The following is a 23144-nucleotide window of genomic DNA, read 5'->3' on the forward strand; positions in this document are numbered from 1 at the left end:
GATATTGAGACTCTTAAATTTGGTCGTGCAAATTTAAGGTATTTAGTTTATTTAGTCGTGTTAAAAATGCTAAACTTTATTGCTTGTTTTGTCTTGCTTGAAAAATATTTAGGTATAAAAAAGTACTCATTTTACGTGCTTTTTGTTTGGCCTTTGAAGCATATTCACCTTCAAAAAGTTCATCGATAGTTTCAAACCAAAGGTTTAACCAGTTTCCAAAATGCTCTTGGGTAATACTTTGGTTATTTTCCTGGTCTACTTGTACATGAACTTCTAAAGGATTACCATAGTATTTATTTTCTAATTTTCTGGTTATAAATAAACTGGTTTCCCAAAAGGTAGTAAGTCTATCTATATGCGCTGGCCAATCTGTTATTACACGATTAAAAAATGGTCCTAAAAAATCATCTTTTCTAACTTTACCATAAAATGTAGATACTACTAAATTTACATCTTCTCGTGTTTCAATATCTTTTTTCATCATATTACAAAGATAACATCATTATTAAGATATAAAATAACACTTTGTTAGTCATTAAAAATGCTACTTACAAAAATGTAAAACTTATCTTTGTCTATATATGATTCAAATTCTTATTTTAGTTGCATGATTTCAGTAAGTATTATTGGCGCTGGAAATGTGGCCACACATCTTTATAAAGTTTTCAAAAAATCAGAACAGGTGTCTGTTGTTCAATGGTATAGCAGAGATTTAAATAAAATTAAATCTTATAAGAATGCTGTTGCTATTACAGACCAATTATCGGAACTTGAATTGGCAGACATTTATATTATTGCTGTTAGTGATGATGCTATCGCATCAGTTTCAGAGCAATTACCTTTTAAAGACCGTTTGGTTGTACATACATCTGGAAGTGTTAGCATATACGACTTAGACAAAAAAAATAAACGTGGTGTTTTTTATCCACTACAAACGTTTTCAAAAGAAGCTAAAGTAGATTTTAAAAAAGTTCCTATTTGTATTGAAACTATTGGTAAAAAGAATTTACCTCTTTTACAGTCTTTAGCAGAAGCTATAGGAAGTAAGGTTTATAAAGTAAATCCAGATCAAAGAAAAGCTTTACATCTAGCAGCTGTTTTTGTGAATAATTTTACGAATCAATTGTACAGAATTGCACATGAAATAACAGAATCTGAAGGTGTAGAATTCGATATTTTAAAACCCTTAATTTTAGAAACTGCAAATAAAGTACAACATTTGTCTCCATATTTGGCACAAACTGGTCCAGCAAAACGCAACGACAAAAAAACAATAAAAAGACATTTAAAACAGTTAGAAAGTGAGCATCATAAAGCTGTTTATACACTTTTAACTGAATCAATAAAGAAAACCCATGGAAGATAAAAGCTATAAAGAATATTTAGAACACATAACCACCTTCATATTTGATGTTGATGGTGTTTTAACCGATGGAACCATAACAGTAACTACTTCTGGAGAGATGCTAAGAACTATGAATATTAAAGATGGTTATGCTTTAAAAACTTCTGTTGATAAAGGGTTCCATGTATGTGTTATTTCTGGAGGTACTAACGAAGGTGTTAGGAAAAGATTAGAAGGATTAGGTTTAACAGATATTTATTTAGGAGCTCACAATAAAATAGAACAGTTAAACGACTATTTGAAGAAACATCAAATAAGTATTAAAAATGTGTTATATATGGGAGACGATATTCCAGATTTTCCAGTTATGAAGTTGGTTGGATTGCCTTGTTGTCCTCAAGATGCAGTACCAGAAATTAAAGCCATTTCAAAATATGTGTCTCATAAAAATGGTGGAAAAGGTGCTGTTAGAGATGTTATTGAACAAGTATTAAAAGTACAAGGCAAATGGAATGGTAGCTTTGATGCTAAATACGACTGATTTCAAAATTATTCTCGGTAGATATTTTCAATTTTTTATAACCAATTAATTACCATCATTTGAACTTTTTAAATCTTATTCGTTGGAAGAATTTAATTATGATTGCTTTAGTGCAATTCTTAATAAAGTATGCGCTTTTAGAACCTTTTGGTGTTACTATTACTTTAAACTTATTTGGCTTTTCTTTATTAGTGATAGCCACCATTTGTTTAGCAGCTGCTGGTTATATTATTAACGATATTTACGATATTGAAACTGATTCAGTAAATAAGCCAAATAAAGTTATTGTTGGAAAAACCATTTCAGAGAAAATGGCAAACACCTTATTTATTAGTTTTAATGTTATTGGTGTCGCTTTAGGTTTTTACTTATCTCATTTAGTTGGTAAAAGTGGATTCTTTACCTTATTTGTAATTATTTCTGCATTGCTATACGTCTATGCTTCTTATTTAAAACAAATACTTATAATAGGTAATATAGTTGTATCTCTTTTAGTTTCTTTAAGTATAATAATTGTTGGTTTATTTGAATTACTTCCTGTAATTACACCTCAGAATCAAGAAACACAAATAACCTTTTTTAAAATTATTCTAGACTATGCCATCTTTGCATTTGTTATTAATTTTATAAGGGAAATTGTTAAAGATATTGAAGACATTGATGGCGATTATAAAGCTGGCATGAACACCTTACCAATAGCTATTGGCAGAGAAAGAGCTTCAAAAATAGTTTTTATTCTATTGTTAATTCCTTTATTTGGTGTTGTATATTATGTCGTTATAAACTTGTATAAACAACTTTTTTTAGTTGGTTATTTTTTACTGTTTATAATTGCTCCTCTTCTATATATTATAATAAAATCTTATTCAGCTGAAACAAAAAAAGAATTTCATTTTATTAGCAATATGCTTAAATTAGTGATGCTTTTTGGCTTATTGTCTTTAATACTTTACAAATACATTTTGCTTGAATAATGTTAAACGAAAAACTAAAACAATATCATATTATTTTAGCTTCAGGTTCTCCTAGAAGACAACAGTTTTTTAAAGAATTAGGTATTGATTTTGAAGTTCGATTAAAGCCAGTAAAAGAAGAATACCCAAATCGGTTAACCCATTTCGAAATAAGTGATTATCTAGCACAACTTAAGGCACTACCTTTTAAAGAAGAACTAAAGGATAACGAGATTTTAATTACTAGTGATACTATTGTATGGCATAACAACAAAGCGCTTGGCAAACCCATAAATGAGCTAGATGCATTTACTATGATAAAATCTTTAAGTAACGCAACTCACCAAGTTATTACTTCTGTATGTTTTACAACTAAAACGCTTCAGAAAACTATAAATGCAATTACAAATGTAACCTTCAAAAAACTTGAAGATGAAGAAATACAATACTACATTGATACTTGCAAACCTTTCGATAAAGCTGGAGCTTATGGTATTCAAGAATGGATTGGACAAATAGGAATAACAAAAATTGAAGGTTCATACTTTAATGTAGTTGGCTTACCAACTCACTTAGTTTACAATTCCTTAAATAGCTTAATTCCTTCTTAAATATAATACAAACTAACTATAACTATATATTTCTATTATATCTTTGCATTATTAATTTTTAAATAAAAACAATGTTTTTCGAAACTTACAAAACAGAGTTAATAATTAGTGTTGTTCTTATAATATTCATATTAATTACAAGATTAATTTTAAAAAAACTTATTTATAAATTAGGTAGAGCTACTAATATAAACGATGCTCGAATTCGATTAATAAGTAGATACACAACAGTTACTCTAGTTTTAATAACCCTATTAGTTGAAACTTTTATTTTTGGTGCTCAGTTAAAAGATTTAGCACTATTATTCTCATCTGTATTTGCTGTTCTTGGTATCGCATTATTTGCTATCTGGTCCATATTAAGCAACATTACTTCTGGTGTTATAATGTTTTTTTCATTTCCATACAAAGTAGGAGATAAAATACAAATCCACGATAAAGATTTTCCAATAGAAGCCATTATTGAAGATATTAGAGCCTTCCATCTACACTTAAGATTAGACAATGGAGACTTAGTAACCTACCCTAATAATTTAATTCTACAAAAAGCAGTGACACTTATTAAAAAAGATGCCATTGACGAAGGCTCTGATGCTATATAAATATTGTATATATTTATAGTATTATTTTTATTTCATGGGCAAGAAAAGAACAAGTAAATACAAAAAGCACATTAAGCAGTCTCCAAGTTCAATTGTTTATACTGGAGAAAACCCTACCGAAAAACTTTTTATTGATGCTTTTGACTATAGTTCAGATTCTATTAACGAATTAGAACTAAAATCTATAGAAGACACTTTTAGTTTCAAACAAACCAAATCCAATACTTGGATAAACATTAATGGGTTAAACCATATACAAGACATTGAAAAGATTGGAAAACACTACAACCTACATCCTCTAATTATTGCAGATATTGCCAACACGTCTCAAAGACCAAAAATTGATGTTTACGACGATTATATATTTGTGGTTTTAAAAATGCTTTATTACGATGAAAATGAAGACATAAAAATTGAACAAATAAGTCTCGTATTAGGATCTAATTATGTGCTTACTTTTCAAGAAATTGAAGGAGATGTTTTCGATAATGTTAGAGAGCGTCTTCGTTTAGCAAATGGTAGAATTAGAACACTTGGGTCAGATTATTTACTTTATGCATTAATTGATGCCATTGTTGACCATTACTACATAGTTAGCGAAACAATGGGAAATAAAATTGAAGATCTTGAAGATCTTTTATTCCATGGTCAAATTAAAGAAGATTTAAGCCTACAAATTTTAAACCTTAAAAAAGAAGTTTTAAAAATACGGCGTTCTATCTTTCCTATTCGTGAAATAATAAGTCGTATTGAAAAAAATGAACATGTTTTAATAGATAAAAAAACCATTCAGTATTATAAAGATATTTACGACCATATTATTCAATTATCCGATTCTATTGATATTTATAGAGAAATGATATGGAGTTTAATGGACATGTATATGACAACTATTAGTAATAAAATGAACGAAGTCATGAAAGTACTAACCATTATGGCAACTATTTTTATCCCTCTTACATTTATAGCTGGTATTTATGGTATGAACTTCGACAATATGCCTGAGTTAAACTATAAATACAGTTATTTTATACTTTGGGCTATTATGATTGTTATTTTCCTTGGGATGATTTATTATTTTAAGAGAAAGAAATGGTTATAACTTTTTAAAGTTAAAGAAACATTAAAACCAGCCTCGATGCTGGTTTTCTTTTTATATTTATTCCTTTCAAAAAAACCAACTATGCAAAAATTATTACTTATTGTAATTTTAACGCTATTTACAAGCTTAAACATATTCTCTCAAGCTCCCAAAAAACTAAATGCTTCCGAAATTTACGAATCCATTAAAAAACTAAATTTTCTTGGCTCTGTATTATATGTAGCTGCACATCCAGACGATGAAAATACTCGGCTTATTTCATATATGTCCAACAAAGTAAAAGCGAGAACTGCTTATTTATCTTTAACACGAGGAGATGGTGGACAGAATTTAATAGGTCCAGAAATAAGAGAACTGCTTGGCGTTATAAGAACCCAAGAATTGCTTACAGCTAGAGAAATTGATGGTGGCGAACAACTTTTTACCAGAGCTAACGATTTTGGCTATTCAAAACATCCAGACGAAACACTTGAAATATGGAATAAAGAAGAAGTTTTAAGCGATGTTGTTTTAGCAATCAGACAATTTCAACCAGATATCATCATCAATAGGTTTGACCATAAAAGAGCTGGTCAAACACATGGACATCATACCAGTTCGGCTATGTTAAGCATTGAAGCTTTTGATTTAGCAAATGATAAATCGATATATCCTGAACAATTAAAGGATATTAGTACCTGGCAACCTAAAAGGCTGTTTTATAATACCAGTTGGTGGCGTTATGGAAGTCAAGAAAAATTTGATAAAATTGATAAAACCAATTTTATTAGTTTAGATATTGGGACATACTATCCATCAAACGGTTTAAGCAACAACGAAATTGCTGCATTAAGTAGAAGTCAACATAAATCTCAAGGCTTTGGAAACACAGGTACTCGTGGACAACAAATGGAATATATTGAATTGATAAAAGGTAACATACCAAAAGACAAAACCAATATATTTGAAGGCATTGACACAAGTTGGAATCGTGTAAAAGGTGGAGAAGCCATTGGAGATATACTTCATCAAGTAGAAACCAATTTCGATTTCAAGAATCCGTCAGCTTCTATTCCTGAGCTAGTTAGAGCGTATCAATTAATTCAGAAGTTAGAAAATACGCATTGGAGAGATTACAAGACCGAAGAAATAAAAAACATTATTTATGCCTGTTCTGGATTGTATTTAGAAGCTGCTTCCGTAACCAATCAAGCAACACCTGGAGAGACTGTAAAATTAAATATTGAAGTTATAAATAGAAGCCCAATTTCAATAAAACTTGAAAGTATTGAATGTAACAATACAACCATTTCAAAAAAAATGGAACTTATAGAAAACAACGGGTTTGAATTTCACGAAGTATTAACCATAGATAGCAACCAAAAACCAACAACACCTTATTGGTTATCTGAAAAAGGAACTCTTGGAATGTATCATGTTTCAGATGAATCTTTAATAGGAAAACCAGAAACTCCTAGAGTTTTTAATGTAATTTTTCAATTAAACATTGAAAACACACTTATTTCATATACAAAACCAATCATTTACAAAATCAACGACCCTGTAAAAGGGGAAGTATATAAACCTTTCGAAATAATTCCTGAAGCTTCGGTTAAAATTTCAGAGAAAGTAATCATTTTCGAAAATAATCAATCTAAAAACATTCCAGTTATTGTAAAAGCAGGAAGAGATAATATTGAAGGGTTTGTAAGTTTAAACTATCCAGATAATTGGCAAATTTCACCAGATAAGCAAAATATTAACATCCCTAATAAAGGGGAAGAAAAAACACTAATATTTACTGTTAAACCTCCTAATAATCAAAGTGAAGGACAACTAATTCCTGTAGTAAATATTCAAGGTAAAACATACTCTAAGGAGCTAATTGAAATTGATTACGAACACATTCCCTATCAAACCGTTTTATTACCAAGTGAAAGTAAAATTGTTCGTTTAGACATTCAGAAAAAAGGAGAGTTTATTGGATACATTAATGGAGCTGGAGATGTTGTTCCTGAAAGTTTACAACAAATTGGTTACCACGTAACAACCATTACACCTGAAGATATTAATCCAGAAACATTAAGCAAATTTGATGCTATTGTTGTTGGTATAAGAGCTTATAATACTTTAGAAACTTTAAAATTTAAACAACAGCAATTATTTGATTATGTTTCTAATGGTGGCAACCTTATAGTGCAATACAACACAAGTCATAGACTAATAGTAGATGAATTGGCACCTTATAAATTAGAACTTTCCAGAGATCGCGTAACAGACGAAACAGCTGAAGTAAAATTTTTAGAACCCAACCATCCAGTTTTAAATACGCCAAATAAAATAACACAACAAGATTTTATAGGTTGGACTCAAGAACGTGGTTTATATTTTCCTAACTCATGGTCTAAAGAGTTTACTCCTATTTTATCAATGCATGATAAAGGTGAATCTGCCAAGAAAGGAAGTTTGCTAGTCGCCAAATATGGTAAAGGTTATTACATTTATACAGGCTTAAGCTTCTTTAGAGAATTTCCTGAAGGTGTAGCTGGTGCTTATAGATTATTTGCCAACATGCTTTCTATAGGAAAAGAAAACACACCAATTAAAACGTCTTCAACCAATTAATATGTCTGAAAACAATCCACAAAAACAACCATGGCTTAAACTATATACTATAGTATTAGTTGCAAATTTTGTTTACATCGTTCTGTTTTATTTTATAATGAAATCTCTTTAAGCTATGCAAACACTAGATTGGATTGTTTTAATAAGTACACTTGTAACCATTGTTGGTTATGGAACTTGGAAAACCAGAGGCAGTAAAAACGTACAAGATTATGTTCGTGGTGGAAATGAATCGAAATGGTGGACCATAGGTTTATCTGTTATGGCAACTCAAGCAAGTGCCATAACCTTTCTATCTACTCCAGGACAAGCTTTTCATGATGGTATGGGCTTTGTCCAGTTTTATTTTGGGGTACCTATTGCCATGGTTATTATCTGCATGGTTTTTATTCCATTATATCATAGGCTGAAAGTTTATACTGCATACGAGTTTTTAGAGAATCGATTCGATTTAAAAACTAGAAGCCTAACAGCTATCTTATTTCTAATTCAACGTGGTTTGGCTGCTGGAATAACAATCTATGCTCCAGCTATTATTTTATCGGCTGTTTTAGGTTGGAACCTAACTTACTTGAATATTATTATTGGAATTTTAGTTATTATATATACGGTTTCTGGTGGCACCAAAGCTGTAAGTATGACTCAAAAACACCAAATGGCTGTTATTTTCACTGGAATGTTTATTGCGTTCTTTTTAATAATTAGTTATTTGCCTGCAGATATTACTTTTACAAAAGCTCTAGAAATTGCTGGAGCTAGTGGCAAAATGGATGTCTTGGATTTCTCTTTTAATCTGGAAAACAGATATACTATTTGGAGTGGTTTAATTGGTGGAACTTTTTTAGCTCTCTCCTATTTTGGTACAGATCAAAGTCAAGTACAGCGTTATTTATCTGGAAAATCGGTTAAAGAAATGCAAATGGGACTTATTTTTAATGGTCTTTTAAAAGTACCAATGCAATTTTTCATTCTTCTAGTTGGTGTTATGGTATTTGTATTTTATCAGTTTAATACATCTCCAATTAACTTTAATCCAGCTGCAGAAAAAGTTATCTTAAATTCCTCTTATGCTGAAGAGTATAAAGATATCCAAGATGAACAAGCCATAATTTTTAATGAGAAACAAGCCATTATAAAAGATTTTGTAGCAACTGGAGAAAACAGTTATGCTGAAGCTATTGCTTTAGCAAATGAAGCTGATAAAGAAAATAGAGAAGCTGCTAAACAACTTATTAAAAAAGCTTCTACTGAAACTTTAGTAAGTGTAGAAACTAACGATAAGGATTATGTGTTTATACATTTTATTCTAAATAATTTACCTCGAGGTTTAATAGGATTACTCTTAGCAGTCATATTAAGTGCAGCTATGTCTAGTACTGCAAGCGAATTAAATGCCTTAGCTTCTACAACTGCCTTAGATTTATATAAACGAAATTACGCCAGAAAAGAAACTGAAGAACATTATGTAAAAGCTACTAAGTGGTTTACATTAGGATGGGGAATTTTAGCCATTATAATTGCCTGTGTAGCCTATTTAGCAGACAATCTAATCCAATTAGTTAATATTATTGGATCTATTTTCTATGGGAATGTGTTAGGTATTTTCCTATTGGCATTTTTCTTTAAATATGTGCGTGGCAATGCTGTTTTTGTTGCTGCCTTGATTACTCAAATAATTGTAATTATTGGCTGGTGGTTTGATTGGATGCCATATTTATGGCTTAATTTATTTGGATGTATTCTAGTAATTCTAATTGCATTTATGCTTCAAAAGTTGAATTCAAAATCTTCATAGCAATATTAAATTAGTCATGTTTTCTTAACCAAAAGAACATTTTGCTTGTCTATATGTAAAGTTTTCTTTACTTTTGATTAATCAATTTTAAATCGAACAGTTATGAAAACAAACTATTTATTACCAAACAAGTACAAAAGCCTTGGTTGGATTCTTTTTATTTTAGGACTTATTGGAGGCATTTTTATGTATTCCATTGGTTATGAATCTGATGTTCTTACCATGAAAGTTTTTTCTATTTATAATGAAGACTTTATTATGAAAGAAGAAAGGGGATTTTTTAAAATAATTGAAGAGAATAGCATTTTAGATGAGCTTATTTCATTGGCAATTATAATAGGAGGTTTAATTATAGTTTTTACTAAAGAAAAAGTAGAAGACGAGTTTATTTACAAATTAAGAACTGATTCTTTGGTTTGGGCATTAATATTCAATTATGCTATTCTTATTTTTGCTATTCTGTTTATTTATGGATTAACATTTTTTGATGTTCTTGTATTTAACATGTTTACGCCTTTACTTTTCTTTATTATTCGTTTTAATTTCTTAAAACTTAAATCCAATAGCCATGACGAATAATTTAAAAGTAGAACGAGCCATCCATAACTTGACTCAGGCAGATTTAGCAGAAAAAATAGGCGTTAGCAGACAATCTATTAATGCTATGGAGAAAAACAAATATGTACCATCAACCGTTTTGGCCTTAAAAATTGCCAAGCTATTTGGTAAGTCTGTTGAAGAGATTTTCTTTTTAGAAGAAACTGATTAATAAAAAAAGCCTTATAGTAAAAACTATAAGGCTTCATATATAAGTATATAAATAAATTACTTTTCACTCCATTCTTTTAAAGAAGCTAAATTCATATTAACATAATCTTCATTTCCAGCTTCTTTTGCACTAGCTAGAGATGCTTGAGCTATTGATATAGCTCCTTTTATGTCTCCAGTTTTAGCATAAATTAAAGACTGTTGTCTTAATTGCCAAAACGCAGGCTTATCAGTCATACTCATAGCTTTATCGATCCATTCTTTTGCTTGATTAATGTCTTTTCCTTCTTGTAAATAGTATACTGCTGCAGCATAATAATCATTTGAAGTTGGAGTTCCATTTAAGGCTTCGTTAATAGAAGCTAAGACTTTTTCATCTGTAGGTACTTGAAATGGAATAGCTACATAAATGTTTTCCCAAATAATTTCTATTGCAGCACTTGTATTGGTAATTTGATTAATATCTATTGTAAATGTTTCAACCTTAAATGGAATACGGTTTACTTCTACATTTACTATAGCTACTATATTTTTATCTGACCATTCTTTTGGTAATCCCCAATTATCAGTTTCAGAATAAAAAACAACTTCCCAGACTTTTGGACCAGGAGTTACATATAAAGCATATGATCCTGCTTTTATTAATTGGTCCATAATAGTAACATTATCACTAAAAGTTACAATTGTGTTTTTATTGGCTCCTGTTCTCCATTTTTTTTCAAAAGGAACTAAATCTCCAAATATTATACGTCCTTTTACTCCTGGACGAGAATATTCTATTGTAACATCTGTTAATCCTACTTTTTGTTCAACTTTACTTAATGGACTTGGTTGTGGTGTAACTACTTGAGCGTTCAAATTGATTGAAATGGCTACTAAAGCAATTATTAGTAATATTTTTTTCATTGTTTATTTTTTAGAATGTTAATTAATTATTCAAATATACATACTGATTGATTTTCAAACTGTTAATAAAAGATTAAAATACAATCATATAAATGTAAGAGGTTAATCTTCCCAACCATATTTATGATAAATACTTCTAACAATTTCATTGAAATTTTCAAGATGATTTATATACTGTTCGGTAGTCAATACACTTTTTAACTCTGCATTCATCGTATCTACAATGTCATCAAATTTCACATGAATTTCGTCAATAGTGTAATCCTTATCCTTATCGTTCAAACGACTCATTTGAAAAATATAAGAATACACTATAGTATCATATTCTTCTCTTTCTTCATCTGACAAATGCATTTCGTTTACTCTTTCATAGAACCATGCTTCAATATTGGCTCGTTCTTGTACTGTATAAACAGTATCCACTTTTGCTGCTTGTCTTCTAAGTTCTTTTTCAGATTTTAAATCTTGAGAAAATGCCGTAGACATTGAAACTAAAATTGCTATTAAAAATAGGATTGGTTTTTTTTTCATTATTAAAATATTTAGTATTCAAATATACAATTTTATAAAAAATGTTTATGATTAATTTTATTTAATTAATTCTATAAATTTATCTTTCAAGAAAAACATTAATAAAAAAGAGATTCATTTTAAAACTACAAATCAATTAGATTTAAGTAGCTATACAAGTGGTATATATTTTATTCATTTAAATTCTAATCAAGAATCTTATGTTCATAAAGTAATTAAAAACTAACTCAAACAAGTTATAATCCATAAAAGGCTTCGAGAAATCGAAGCTTTTTTTATGATTAAAAATGATATAAAAATCAGAAATTCAGACATTTATTTCTATCTCAAGAAACTAATAACTAATGTGGCTTAAGCAAATATTTATAATATTAACAAATAATTGTCTAATTTTTTCATGATATAGTTAGACAATATTGTATATTTACAAAAAATAATTTGTTATTATGGCAAAAAAGAAAGCACTAAGCAATAAAGATATTATGTCTTTATACATGAATTATGTACTAAAACATAATAAAAAACCAGATACTGTCTATAAGTTTTCAAGTGAAAACAAATTTGATGAACAAGATTTTTACATGCATTTCACCTCATTCGAAGCATTAGAAAAATATATATTTAATATTTTTTTTGAGAATACAATAGGAATATTAAACAAGAGTCAAGATTACAATTCTTTCGACTCAAGAAATAAACTCCTTAGTTTCTATTATACCTTTTTTGAAAACTTGACTGCCAACAGAAGCTATGTTATGTTTTCTTTAGAACAAGAAAAAAACAGCTTAAAAGGTCTTAAAAAGTTGTCAAAATTAAGACATAATTTTACAAACTACATTAAAGAAATAGATATAGATATGATAGATGTAAAACAGAAACAAATAGATCAAATTCAACAAAAGGCACTACAGGAATCTGCTTGGGTTCAGTTCTTAATAACATTAAAGTTTTGGATGGAAGACTCTTCAAAATCGTTCGAAAAAACAGATATTTTTATTGAGAAGTCGGTAAATACTAGTTTCGATATTCTCCAGATCACGCCTCTTAAAAGTGTTATTGATTTTGGGAAATTTTTATTTAAAGAAAAAGTAAACTTGAACTTATGAAAACAATAGATAAAATTCCAACATCAAAAATTCAACGAGCATCCAAATTAGTAACAACTGGAGCAAAAGTTGGTGTAAACTATATTAAATATTATGGAGATAAAATGGTTACTAATAAAGACGAAGCCAAAGATCGTTTAAATAAAAACAATGCAGAGGATATATACAATAGTTTAAAACAACTTAAAGGTAGTGCCTTAAAAGTGGCACAAATGTTAAGTATGGAAAAATCTATTTTGCCTCAGGCTTATGTAGAGAAATTCTCTTTAGCTCAATTTTCCGTTCCACCATTATCACCTGCTTTAGTACTTAAAACATTTAAAAAGCACTTTGGAAAAACACCAGAAGAATTATATGATACTTTTAACGCAACTTCTGTAAATGCTGCTAGTATTGGTCAAGTACATTTAGCAGAAAAAAATGGGAAAAAACTTGCTGTGAAAATCCAATATCCAGGAGTTGCAGAAAGTATCACATCAGATTTAGCAATGGTAAAGCCTGTAGCCATGAGCATGTTTAATATTAAAGGAAAAGATTCAGATAAATATTTTAAAGAAGTTGAAACAAAACTCATCGAGGAAACTGACTACATTTTAGAAGTAGCACAAAGTCAAGAAATTGCAAAAGCATGTGCACACATTCCAAATTTAAAATTTCCAAAATATTATGAAAACTTGTCTTCAGATAGAATTATTACCATGGACTATATGGAAGGCAAGCATTTATCTGAATTCACCAAACAAAATACAGACGAAAAGAAGGCCAACAAAATTGGACAAGCCCTTTGGGATTTTTACATGTATCAAATTCATTACTTGAAAAAAGTACATGCAGATCCTCATCCTGGAAATTTTTTAATTTCAGACGAAGGAAATCTGATAGCTTTAGATTTTGGCTGTGTAAAAACCATTCCAGAAAACTTTTATATTCCTTATTTTGAATTGGCTAAAAAGGAAAATATTAGTAATCAAGAAGTATTTCTTTCAAAATTATACGAATTAGAAATATTAAAACAAGAAGACACTGAAGAAGAAAAATCCTTTTTCTCCAAAATGTTTCATGATATGCTTAGTTTATTTTCATTACCATTACATGATGAAACATTCGATTTTTCAAACAATCAATTCTTTATAAAAATAGCCCAATTAGGCGAGCAATATTCTAAAAATTCACAAATAAGAAAATATAATGCTAATAGAGGTTCGAAACATTTTATATATATGAATAGAACCTTCTTTGGACTTTATAACCTAATGTTCGACTTGAAAGCAAAAAATATTGTAATTAATAATTTTAATACGCTATAATGACTATTCTCGTAACAGGAGCAACTGGCTATATAGGCAAAAGACTAATTCCTTTATTGTTAATAGAAGGGCATCATGTTATTTGTGCTGTTAGAGATAAATTACGTGCAGATAAAAACTACCTCGATAATAAACATATTGATGTTATTGAAGTAGATTTTTTAAAGCCTGAGACTTTAAATAATATTCCAAAAAATATAGATATAGCTTATTTTCTAATACATTCTATGTCTAATGCTTCCAATAATTTTGAAAGTTTAGAAGAACGGTGTGCATTAAATTTTAAATCCCAAATAGAGAAAACAGAAATCAAACAAGTTATTTATTTAAGTGGTATAACTAATGACAATAATCTGTCTAAGCATCTAAAATCTCGAAAAAATGTTGAAGACACTTTAGAATCTGAATATTATGCCTTAACTGTATTTAAAGCTGGAATTATTGTTGGTTCTGGTAGTTCTTCATTTGAAATTATAAGAGATTTGGTAGAAAAACTACCAGTTATGATTGCCCCAAAATGGCTCCATACCAAAACACAACCTTTGGCTGTTCGCGATGTATTAGCCTTTCTAACTAAGAGTGCTGACAATAATGAAACTTTCAACAAAACTTTCGATATTTTTGGACCAGAAGTATTAACCTATAAACAAATGCTACTCCAATTTGCAGAAGTTAGAAACCTAAAAAGGCACATTATAACCGTTCCAGTAATGACACCAAAACTATCGTCATATTGGTTATATTTTGTAACTTCGACCTCTTACAAATTAGCCTCTAACTTAGTAGATAGTATGGGTGTTGAAATAATTGGGAATCATAGCGAAATAAATGCTATATTGGAGGTCGAACCTTTAACATACAAAGAGGCTGTAAAACTGGCTTTTGAAAAAATTGAACAAAATAGTATTATATCTAGTTGGAAAGATTCGTTTATTAGTAGTGGAACCCTAAAAGACAACTTTCACAACTATATTAATATTCCAAGTTATGGCTGTTTTAAAGATTACAAAGAACACGAGGTTATCAATTCAAAAAAGACTATCGACAAAATATGGGCTATTGGTGGACAAACAGGTTGGTATTACGGAAATACACTTTGGAAACTTAGAGGTTATGTAGACAAACTCTTTGGAGGAATTGGCTTGAGACGTGGTAGAACTAGTGTTACAGAGTTGGATTCTGGAGATGCTTTAGATTTTTGGCGAGTTATTTATGCCGATAAAACACAGCAAAGACTCCTACTCTATGCCGAAATGAAGCTTCCTGGTGAAGCATGGTTAGAATTTAAAATTGAAGATAAAATATTAAAACAAACAGCCACTTTTAGACCTCACGGTTTGGCTGGCAGATTGTATTGGTATAGTGTATTACCATTTCATGGAATTATTTTTAATGGAATGATAAAAAAATTAAGTACTTAAAACAGAGTTTTAATTATAAATAATTATTAAATCAGTAAAAATTATGGAACTTATAGACAAAGCTTTAGAATTTGAAAAAACAAGTTTAAAATCCTTATCTACAAGCGATCGTATTGAAATTTCCAGAGAAGCTAAAGCGCTTATTCTAAGTTTAAATGAAGTTTACAAAACTGAAAAGAATGAAGAAATCATGGAAATCATGAAGCGACTTACTGCAATGAAACGCAAAGTTGAAAAAAGATTAAAAGGTAGACCTTCTTCAAATTAACAGTCAATCTGTAACTATTAAGTATATAATTGATACTTATAATGCAACAAACAATTAATATTTTTTGGTTTCGCAGAGATTTACGTTTAGATGATAATGTAGGCTTTTATCAAGCATTAAATGATAAACTTCCTGTATTACCTATCTTTATTTTTGATACTGAAATTTTAGACGAACTTCCAAAAGACGATTCTAGAGTTACTTTTATTTATAAAACTCTTCAAAAATTAAAAGAAGAACTTCAAGTTAAATACAAAAGTGATATTTCTTTATATAAGGGTAAACCTATAGATGTTTTCAAAGATATAGTTAGTAATTATCGCATTGACTCTGTTTACACCAATCACGATTACGAGCCTTATGCTAAAAAAAGAGACACTGAAATTGAAACCTTTTTTTCAAAGAAAGACATAACATTTAGAACTTTTAAGGATCAGGTTATTTTTGAAAAAGACGAAGTTGTAAAAAAAGATGGCAAACCTTATTTGGTCTATACTCCTTATATGAAAACTTGGAAGACTAAATTTCAAGCTGAAGAATTAAAAACTTTTGATACAAAAAGTCTGTTCAATAGCTTACTTCACATAAAAGATGTTCCAAATGTAAGTCTTCAACATTTAGGGTTCAAACCATCAAATCAAGAGATTTTAGATTATACTGTAGATTCTAAATTAATACAAACCTATGAAGATACTAGAAACTTTCCTGCAAAAGATAGCACATCTAGACTAGGACCACATTTACGTTTTGGAACTGTAAGCATAAGACAAATAGTGAAAAAAGCGATAGCAGAAACGAACGAAGTTTTTTTGCAAGAATTAATCTGGAGAGAGTTTTTTATGCAAATCCTATGGCATTTTCCGGAAACAATTCATAGAAGTTTTAAGCCAAAATATGACAATATTAAGTGGCGAAATAACGAAGAAGAATTTAAACTCTGGTGTCAAGGAAAAACAGGCTATCCTTTAGTTGATGCTGGCATGAGACAATTAAACCAAACAGGTTTTATGCATAATCGGGTTAGAATGTTGGTTGGTAGTTTTTTATGCAAACATTTACTTATAGATTGGCGTTGGGGAGAAGCTTATTTTGCCAAAAAGTTACACGATTACGAAATGGCTAGCAATATTGGAAACTGGCAATGGGTTGCTGGTTGTGGTGTGGATGCAGCTCCATATTTCAGAATATTTAATCCCACTACACAAATAGAAAAATTTGATAAAGAGCTTAAATATATTTCCAAATGGGTTCCAGAATTTCAAGAACTCACCTATCCTTCTCCAATAGTTGACCATAAAAAAGCTCGAGAACGTTGTTTAAAAATATATAAAGAAGCTTTAAATGCAGTTTAATCTAATCGCTCTATCTTCGCTCCAATAGCTCTTAAACGTGTATCAATATTTTCGTAACCTCTGTCTATTTGCTCAATGTTATGAATTGTAGATGTTCCTTTTGCTGATAATGCAGCAATTAATAAAGACACACCTGCTCTAATATCTGGAGAAGTCATGGTAGTTGCTTTTAATTGCGATTTAAAATCATGACCAATAACAGTCGCTCTATGTGGATCGCAAAGAATAATTTTTGCTCCCATGTCTATTAATTTATCTACAAAAAACAAACGGCTTTCAAACATTTTTTGATGCACTAGAACACTACCTCTTGCTTGTGTTGCAACAACTAAAATAATACTTAATAAATCTGGTGTAAATCCTGGCCAAGGTGCATCAGAAATAGTTAAAATAGAACCATCAATATAGTTTTGAATTTCATATCCATTTTTATGGGCTGGAATATGAATATCATCTCCTTGACGTTCTACAGTAATTCCTAGTTTTCTAAACACATTAGGAATTTGTCCTAAATCATCCCAACTAACGTTTGTTATAGTAAGCTCACTCTTTGTCATGGCAGCTAAACCAATCCAACTTCCAATTTCAATCATGTCTGGAAGCATTCTGTGCTCAGTACCTCCAAGACTATCTACACCTTCTATAATTAACATATTAGAACCAATACCACTAATTTTTGCTCCCATACGATTAAGCATTTTGCAAAGTTGTTGTAAGTAAGGTTCGCAAGCTGCATTATAAATTGTAGTAGTTCCTTCTGCTAAAACAGCAGCCATAACAATATTTGCTGTTCCTGTAACCGAAGCTTCATCTAGAAGCATATAGGTTCCTTTTAGTCTTTTGGCTTCAACACCATAGAAATAGTCTTCTCTATTATATCTAAATTTGGCTCCTAATTTAATAAAACCTTCAAAATGGGTATCTAATCTTCTTCTTCCAATTTTATCTCCACCTGGCTTTGGAATATATCCTTTACCAAATCGAGCTAAAAGTGGTCCTACAATCATAATAGATCCTCTTAAACCTCTTCCATCTTTTTTAAATTCGGCAGATTCTAAATACTTAAGATTTATGTTTTCAGCTTTAAAAGTATAAGATCCAGTTCCAATCTTGTTTACCTCTACACCTAGTTTCTTTAATAATTCAATTAATTTATTAACATCTACTATATCTGGTATGTTATTTATAGTAACAAGTTCTGGTGTAAGTATAACAGCACATAAAATTTGAAGTGCTTCGTTTTTTGCTCCTTGAGGCTGTATTTTTCCTTTTAACTGATGACCTCCTTCAATTTTGAATATTCCCATTAGCTACTTAATAACGTTTTCTTGGTCTATTTGAATGACTTCCTCCTTTTTTATGATGTGTTTTTTTAGTGCTTGAAGAATATTTTTTCTTACTCCTCATTAAGCTTGTAGCATCTGTTAAATCTTCATCAAAGTTTTTAAGATCTAATTTTCCACCAGATAATTCACGTAAGTGACCAAAAATAACATCGTCTTCTACTGTATCTTTATTCCAGTTTAGAAAACATTTTTTCATGTGGTTTGCTATCGTGTAAACCAATGCTTCTTTCATTTCACCTTCTTCCCATGTACAAGCCACATCAATCATGGTTTTAATATTGTTTCCGTAGAATCTATATTTTGGAAAATTTTGAGGATATTTTAATGTTTCTGGTCTAGCATATAATTCTTCTCTAGATGGCATTGGATAAGGAGAATCTACATCTATATCAAAATCTGCCATAATAAACAGCTGATCCCAAAGTTTATGTTGAAAATCTGGAACATCACGTAAATGAGGTTGCAGATTTCCCATAACCGAAATAATTGCTTTAGCTACTTTATTTCTCTCTTCTTTTGTTTCACGTGATTTAGCATAGTTAATCATTTTCTGCATATGTCTTCCATACTCAGGAATAATTAAATGTTCACGTTCTGTGTTGTATTCTATATTTTCTATCAAAATAAAAATGGTGTAGAGTTATAATTTTGCATGAAGTTAATTATGCATGCGCAAAGTACAAAAAAAAACTAAAGACTAATAACACCTTCAACTTTTTCTGAAACTTCAATATATTTTTCAATAACAAATTCTGGACTTTTCATTTTAACACTTATAGAAATGCTCGTGTATTTGCCATTTTTAGATTCTGTTGTTTTTATTACAGCTCCCAAATTATTAAATAGCGCTTCTACACCTGCAATGCTTTCAGTATTAGATTTTACTATAAATTTATAGAGATACTCTGTAGGCCATATAGAAGTATCGTAAAGCTGAATTTTTAATTTTTCGTAAAATTCTTTAGTTTTTTTATCTTTATTCATGTGCTTTTTTACTTTTTTTAATTGTAATAGGTTTATAATAATTTGCTTTAATTTTTATTAATTTCAACCTGTTAATTTCAAGTTGTAAAGATACTATTTCCTTTACATTTTTTATTTCTGAATTAAATTCCGAATTTTACAGCTAAAATCTTGCCAATTTGAGCTCTAAAAAAATTGTTATTACTGGAGGACCAGGAACAGGTAAAACTTCTTTAATAAACGAATTAATTAATAGAAATTATTTATGTCTTGAAGAAATTTCAAGACAAGTTATCCTTGATGCCAGAAAAGATGGGGTTGAGCAACTTTTTTTAACCAATCCTCTTTTGTTTAGCGAACGCTTATTGGATAGTAGAATAAAACAATTTCAAGAAGCAAAATCTACTGAAACTTCTTTTGTATTTATAGATAGAGGTGTTCCAGACGTTTTGGCATATATGGATTATGCTAGTGAATCTTATCCGAAATCTTTTGAAGTTGCCTGTCAAAATTGCAGATACGACCAAGTATATGTATTGGCTCCATGGCAAGATATTTTTATTAGCGATAATGAACGCTATGAAAACTTTGACCAAGCAGTTAAAATTCATGAACAATTATTAAACACTTACAAAAAGTACAAATACAATTTAATAAACATCCCTTTTGATACTATTGAGAACCGAGTAGATTATTTACTTGACACCATAACCAAGCTGTAATGCAGCATCCTATAAACATATTAGAACGTTATTGGAATTTTACCTCCTTTAGACCGTTTCAAGAAGAAATTATTGATGCTGTTTTAGAAGGGGAAGATGTCTTTGCTTTATTACCAACAGGTGGAGGAAAATCGTTATGCTTTCAAATTCCTGCACTTGCTAGAGAAGGGATTTGCATTGTGGTATCTCCTTTAGTAGCATTAATGAAAGATCAAGTGTCCTCTTTAAAACAAAAAGGAATAAAAGCATTAAGTATTACTAGTGGTATTTCTAAAAGTGAGTTAGATACGCTTTTAGATAATTGTATTTATGGAAATTATAAGTTTTTATACCTCTCTCCTGAACGTCTGCAGCAAGAATTAGTACAAGACAGGATTAAACAAATGAATGTTAATTTAATTGCTGTAGATGAAGCACACTGTATTTCTCAATGGGGAAACGATTTTAGACCAGCCTATAAAAACATTCAATTATTAAGACAAATACAGCCAGGAGTTAATTGTATTGCCTTAACAGCTTCAGCAATTCCAGAAGTTGTAAAAGATATTGTTGAAGAACTCGATTTTATTCAGCCAAAAATATTTAGGCAATCGTTTGAGCGCTCTAATCTAGCTTACATGACGTTTGATGAAGAGGACAAATACTATCGTTTAGAAACTGTTTTAAAGAAAAACCCACAATCTTCTATTATTTATGTAAGAAGTAGAAGGTTAACACTTGAAATTGCCGATTTTCTAAATAATAAAGGTATAAGCGCCACAACCTATCATGGAGGTTTATCTAATAAAATAAAAGAGGCCAACCAGATGCAATGGATCAACAATCAAAAACAAGTTATGGTTGCCACCAATGCTTTTGGAATGGGAATTGATAAACCTGATGTAAAAACGGTTATTCATTTAAATTTACCAGAAAGTATTGAGAGTTATTTTCAAGAAGCTGGTAGAGCTGGAAGAAATGGCGAAAAAGCATTTGCAATTATATTAAAAAATAAAAGTGATGTGCTACTGGTTAAAAATCAGTTTTTAAACGTGCTTCCAACTGTAAAAGATGTTAAGCACATTTACAGAAAATTAAGTAACTATTTTCAGGTTTCTTATGGAGAAGGTCAAGACATTTTGTTCGATTTTAATTTCAATCAGTTTTGCAAAACCTATCAATTAAATAGTTTATTAGCATACAACACACTACAATTATTAGACAGAACTAGCATTATTAGTCTTTCTAAACAGTTTAATAAAAGAACAAGCTTACAGTTTATAGTTAGTAACACAAGATTGTTTTCATATTTAGAAAAACATCAAGATATCAATGTAATAGTTAAAACTATTTTAAGAACTTATGGTGGTATTTTTGAAAATGACATTAAAATAAATTCTATTCTAGTTTCAGGAAAAGCATCTGTTTCAGAAGACAAATTATTTGCAACCTTAAAGCAATTAGATAGAGACGAAATTATTACTCTTAGCCTATCTACAACTGATTCTGAAATTACTTTTTTACAACCAAGGGAAGATGATAAAGCAATTAATAGAATTTCGCATTATATTGAACAACAAAACGATTTAAAATATAAACAAGTTCATGCTGTTATTGCATATGTTGAAGACAACAAGATTTGTAAAAGTGTGCAGCTACTAAACTATTTTGGAGAGAAAAATATATCAGATTGTGGAATTTGTTCCGTTTGCATCACAAAAAGCACAAAAAAATCAAAAAAGGAAATCAATCTTATTAAAGAAGACGTCTTAAATGCTTTATTACAAACTGACTTAAGCTCAAGAGATTTAGCAAAAATTCTAAAACACCCTGAAACAGATATTAAAACATGCATTAAAATGCTATTAGAACATCAACTAATAAGTATTACCGATAGAAACACTTATAAATTAAATAAGTAATGAAAGATTTAAGAATTGTATTTATGGGAACACCAGACTTTGCTGTTACCATTTTAAAGACTTTAGTTGAAAGCAATTATAATATAGTTGGAGTTATAACTGCTCCAGATAAACCTGCAGGTAGAGGTAGAAAACTAAACGAAAGTGCTGTTAAATTGTTTGCTAAATCTAAAGGCTTACATATTATGCAACCAACCAATTTAAAAAATGAAGACTTTGTAAAAGAATTAAAAGACCTAAAAGCAAATTTACATATTGTTGTTGCATTTAGAATGCTACCTCAAGTAGTTTGGCAACTACCAGAATATGGAACATTTAATTTACATGCTTCCTTATTACCAGATTATAGAGGTGCTGCACCAATAAATTGGGCTATTATTAATGGCGAAACAAAAACTGGTGTCTCAACATTCTTTATAGATGAAAAAATAGATACAGGAGAAATAATATTACAACAAGATGTTTTAATTGATCCAAATGAAGATGCAGGAAGTTTACATGACAAACTTATGCATGCTGGAAGTCAATTAGTTTTAGAAACTGTAAAACTAATTGAAACTAACAAAGTCAGCACAAAAGCACAACCACAGGATGAGGAAACTAAAACAGCCTATAAATTAAATAGAGATAATTGTAAAATTGATTGGAATGACTCTTTAAAAAATATTTACAATAAGATTAGAGGATTAAGCCCATATCCAGCAGCATGGACTTTTCTACAGAATGAAGAGGAAATTTTAGAAGTAAAAATATATAGTTCTGATATTGAAGAAGAATCGCATTCTTTTTCAATTGGACATATTATTACAACTAAAAAAGAATTAAAAGTAGCTGTAACAGATGGTTTTATAAATATTAAAGAAATTAAACTTCCAGGAAAGCGAAAAATGGATGTAAAATCACTTTTAAATGGATATCAATTTCATGAATCAGCAAAAATGCTCTAAAGCCTTATTCTTATTGATATTATAAAAAAATCGATAAAACGCACTATGTTTAT

25 protein-coding genes are annotated in these 23144 nt (G+C 29.7%); 19 read left to right on the top strand and 6 right to left on the bottom strand.

Annotation, left to right across the window (positions count from 1 at the left end; translation table 11 throughout):
• Window positions 1-76: 76 nt before the first annotated feature.
• On the bottom strand, window positions 77-484 hold the full coding sequence (locus tag LX78_RS09025; protein WP_109682342.1) for a group III truncated hemoglobin: 408 nt from the start codon (window positions 482-484) through the stop codon (window positions 77-79).
• A 123-nt stretch (window positions 485-607) separates the two neighbouring features.
• Between LX78_RS09025 and LX78_RS09030 the strand changes: the two genes are divergently transcribed.
• The 10 genes from LX78_RS09030 (at window position 608) to LX78_RS09075 (ending at window position 10322) form a co-directional block, all read left to right on the top strand.
• The gene (locus tag LX78_RS09030) at window positions 608-1366 is read left to right on the top strand and encodes a Rossmann-like and DUF2520 domain-containing protein (RefSeq protein WP_109682343.1); all 759 of its coding nucleotides are present in this window, start codon (window positions 608-610) and stop codon (window positions 1364-1366) included.
• Window positions 1356-1886, top strand: a complete 531-nt coding sequence (locus LX78_RS09035) for a KdsC family phosphatase (RefSeq protein ID WP_109682344.1) — start codon at window positions 1356-1358, stop codon at window positions 1884-1886. Before LX78_RS09030 ends, LX78_RS09035 begins: the two co-directional genes overlap by 11 nt.
• Window positions 1887-1945: 59 nt before the next feature.
• Window positions 1946-2860 (top strand): geranylgeranylglycerol-phosphate geranylgeranyltransferase, encoded by a 915-nt coding sequence (locus tag LX78_RS09040; RefSeq protein WP_109682345.1) that lies wholly within the window; start codon window positions 1946-1948, stop codon window positions 2858-2860.
• Window positions 2860-3450, top strand: coding sequence for a Maf-like protein (locus LX78_RS09045; protein WP_109682346.1), 591 nt, complete (start codon window positions 2860-2862; stop codon window positions 3448-3450). The genes LX78_RS09040 and LX78_RS09045 overlap by 1 nt, the downstream gene beginning before the upstream one ends.
• 71 nt (window positions 3451-3521) lie before the next feature.
• Window positions 3522-4052, top strand: a complete 531-nt coding sequence (locus tag LX78_RS09050) for a mechanosensitive ion channel domain-containing protein (protein ID WP_109682347.1) — start codon at window positions 3522-3524, stop codon at window positions 4050-4052.
• A 34-nt stretch (window positions 4053-4086) separates the two neighbouring features.
• A complete protein-coding gene (gene corA / locus LX78_RS09055) occupies window positions 4087-5154 on the top strand; it encodes a magnesium/cobalt transporter CorA (RefSeq protein ID WP_109682348.1) in 1068 nt (355 codons plus the stop codon).
• A gap of 81 nt (window positions 5155-5235) precedes the next feature.
• A complete protein-coding gene (locus tag LX78_RS09060; protein WP_109682349.1) occupies window positions 5236-7758 on the top strand; it encodes a PIG-L family deacetylase in 2523 nt (840 codons plus the stop codon).
• Between the two features lie 115 nt (window positions 7759-7873).
• A complete protein-coding gene (locus LX78_RS09065) occupies window positions 7874-9553 on the top strand; it encodes a sodium:solute symporter (protein WP_109682350.1) in 1680 nt (559 codons plus the stop codon).
• A gap of 102 nt (window positions 9554-9655) precedes the next feature.
• On the top strand, window positions 9656-10132 hold the full coding sequence (locus tag LX78_RS09070) for a hypothetical protein (RefSeq protein ID WP_109682351.1): 477 nt from the start codon (window positions 9656-9658) through the stop codon (window positions 10130-10132).
• Entirely contained in the window at window positions 10122-10322 is a 201-nt protein-coding gene (locus LX78_RS09075; RefSeq protein WP_109682352.1) for a helix-turn-helix transcriptional regulator, read from the top strand. The genes LX78_RS09070 and LX78_RS09075 overlap by 11 nt, the downstream gene beginning before the upstream one ends.
• Window positions 10323-10378: 56 nt before the next feature.
• Here LX78_RS09075 and LX78_RS09080 read toward each other — a convergent pair whose 3' ends face one another.
• Both LX78_RS09080 and LX78_RS09085 read right to left on the bottom strand, forming a co-directional pair.
• Window positions 10379-11227 carry a DUF2911 domain-containing protein gene (locus LX78_RS09080; protein WP_109682353.1) on the bottom strand — a complete coding sequence of 283 codons (849 nt, stop codon included), beginning with the start codon at window positions 11225-11227 and terminating at the stop codon, window positions 10379-10381.
• Window positions 11228-11329: 102 nt separating this feature from the next.
• Window positions 11330-11713, bottom strand: coding sequence for a hypothetical protein (locus LX78_RS09085; protein WP_146192560.1), 384 nt, complete (start codon window positions 11711-11713; stop codon window positions 11330-11332).
• 142 nt (window positions 11714-11855) lie between these two features.
• Here LX78_RS09085 and LX78_RS15045 point away from each other — a divergent pair, with 142 nt between their 5' ends.
• The 6 genes from LX78_RS15045 to LX78_RS09115 all read left to right on the top strand — a co-directional run bounded on the left by LX78_RS15045 (window position 11856) and on the right by LX78_RS09115 (window position 17212).
• Window positions 11856-11984, top strand: coding sequence for a T9SS type A sorting domain-containing protein (locus LX78_RS15045; RefSeq protein WP_408068261.1), 129 nt, complete (start codon window positions 11856-11858; stop codon window positions 11982-11984).
• A 220-nt stretch (window positions 11985-12204) separates the two neighbouring features.
• Window positions 12205-12864 carry a TetR family transcriptional regulator C-terminal domain-containing protein gene (locus LX78_RS09095; RefSeq protein WP_109682355.1) on the top strand — a complete coding sequence of 220 codons (660 nt, stop codon included), beginning with the start codon at window positions 12205-12207 and terminating at the stop codon, window positions 12862-12864.
• A complete protein-coding gene (locus LX78_RS09100; protein ID WP_109682356.1) occupies window positions 12861-14171 on the top strand; it encodes an ABC1 kinase family protein in 1311 nt (436 codons plus the stop codon). Before LX78_RS09095 ends, LX78_RS09100 begins: the two co-directional genes overlap by 4 nt.
• A complete protein-coding gene (locus LX78_RS09105; RefSeq protein WP_109682357.1) occupies window positions 14171-15592 on the top strand; it encodes an SDR family oxidoreductase in 1422 nt (473 codons plus the stop codon). Before LX78_RS09100 ends, LX78_RS09105 begins: the two co-directional genes overlap by 1 nt.
• Before the next feature lie 43 nt (window positions 15593-15635).
• Window positions 15636-15860 (top strand): hypothetical protein, encoded by a 225-nt coding sequence (locus LX78_RS09110; RefSeq protein ID WP_109682358.1) that lies wholly within the window; start codon window positions 15636-15638, stop codon window positions 15858-15860.
• A gap of 41 nt (window positions 15861-15901) precedes the next feature.
• The gene (locus LX78_RS09115; RefSeq protein WP_109682359.1) at window positions 15902-17212 is read left to right on the top strand and encodes a cryptochrome/photolyase family protein; all 1311 of its coding nucleotides are present in this window, start codon (window positions 15902-15904) and stop codon (window positions 17210-17212) included.
• Here LX78_RS09115 and murA read toward each other — a convergent pair.
• The 3 genes from murA to LX78_RS09130 all read right to left on the bottom strand — a co-directional run bounded on the left by murA (window position 17209) and on the right by LX78_RS09130 (window position 19542).
• Complete coding sequence (murA, locus tag LX78_RS09120; RefSeq protein ID WP_109682360.1) at window positions 17209-18519, bottom strand: UDP-N-acetylglucosamine 1-carboxyvinyltransferase; 1311 nt, start codon at window positions 18517-18519, stop codon at window positions 17209-17211. The genes LX78_RS09115 and murA overlap by 4 nt on opposite strands.
• Before the next feature lie 7 nt (window positions 18520-18526).
• On the bottom strand, window positions 18527-19180 hold the full coding sequence (locus LX78_RS09125) for a DUF4290 domain-containing protein (RefSeq protein WP_109682361.1): 654 nt from the start codon (window positions 19178-19180) through the stop codon (window positions 18527-18529).
• Window positions 19181-19248: 68 nt separating this feature from the next.
• Entirely contained in the window at window positions 19249-19542 is a 294-nt protein-coding gene (locus LX78_RS09130) for a DUF493 family protein (RefSeq protein ID WP_109682362.1), read from the bottom strand.
• Window positions 19543-19700: 158 nt separating this feature from the next.
• Here LX78_RS09130 and LX78_RS09135 point away from each other — a divergent pair, with 158 nt between their 5' ends.
• From LX78_RS09135 to fmt, 3 genes are read left to right on the top strand one after another with little or no spacing between them, the layout of a single operon-like run.
• Entirely contained in the window at window positions 19701-20243 is a 543-nt protein-coding gene (locus LX78_RS09135) for an AAA family ATPase (protein WP_109682363.1), read from the top strand.
• Window positions 20243-22144, top strand: coding sequence for a RecQ family ATP-dependent DNA helicase (locus LX78_RS09140; protein ID WP_109682364.1), 1902 nt, complete (start codon window positions 20243-20245; stop codon window positions 22142-22144). Before LX78_RS09135 ends, LX78_RS09140 begins: the two co-directional genes overlap by 1 nt.
• A complete protein-coding gene (gene fmt, locus LX78_RS09145) occupies window positions 22144-23091 on the top strand; it encodes a methionyl-tRNA formyltransferase (RefSeq protein ID WP_109682365.1) in 948 nt (315 codons plus the stop codon). Before LX78_RS09140 ends, fmt begins: the two co-directional genes overlap by 1 nt.
• The last annotated feature ends 53 nt before the right edge of the window (window positions 23092-23144 follow it).

This window comes from Xanthomarina spongicola (assembly GCF_003148645.1).
Classification (GTDB): domain Bacteria; phylum Bacteroidota; class Bacteroidia; order Flavobacteriales; family Flavobacteriaceae; genus Xanthomarina; species Xanthomarina spongicola.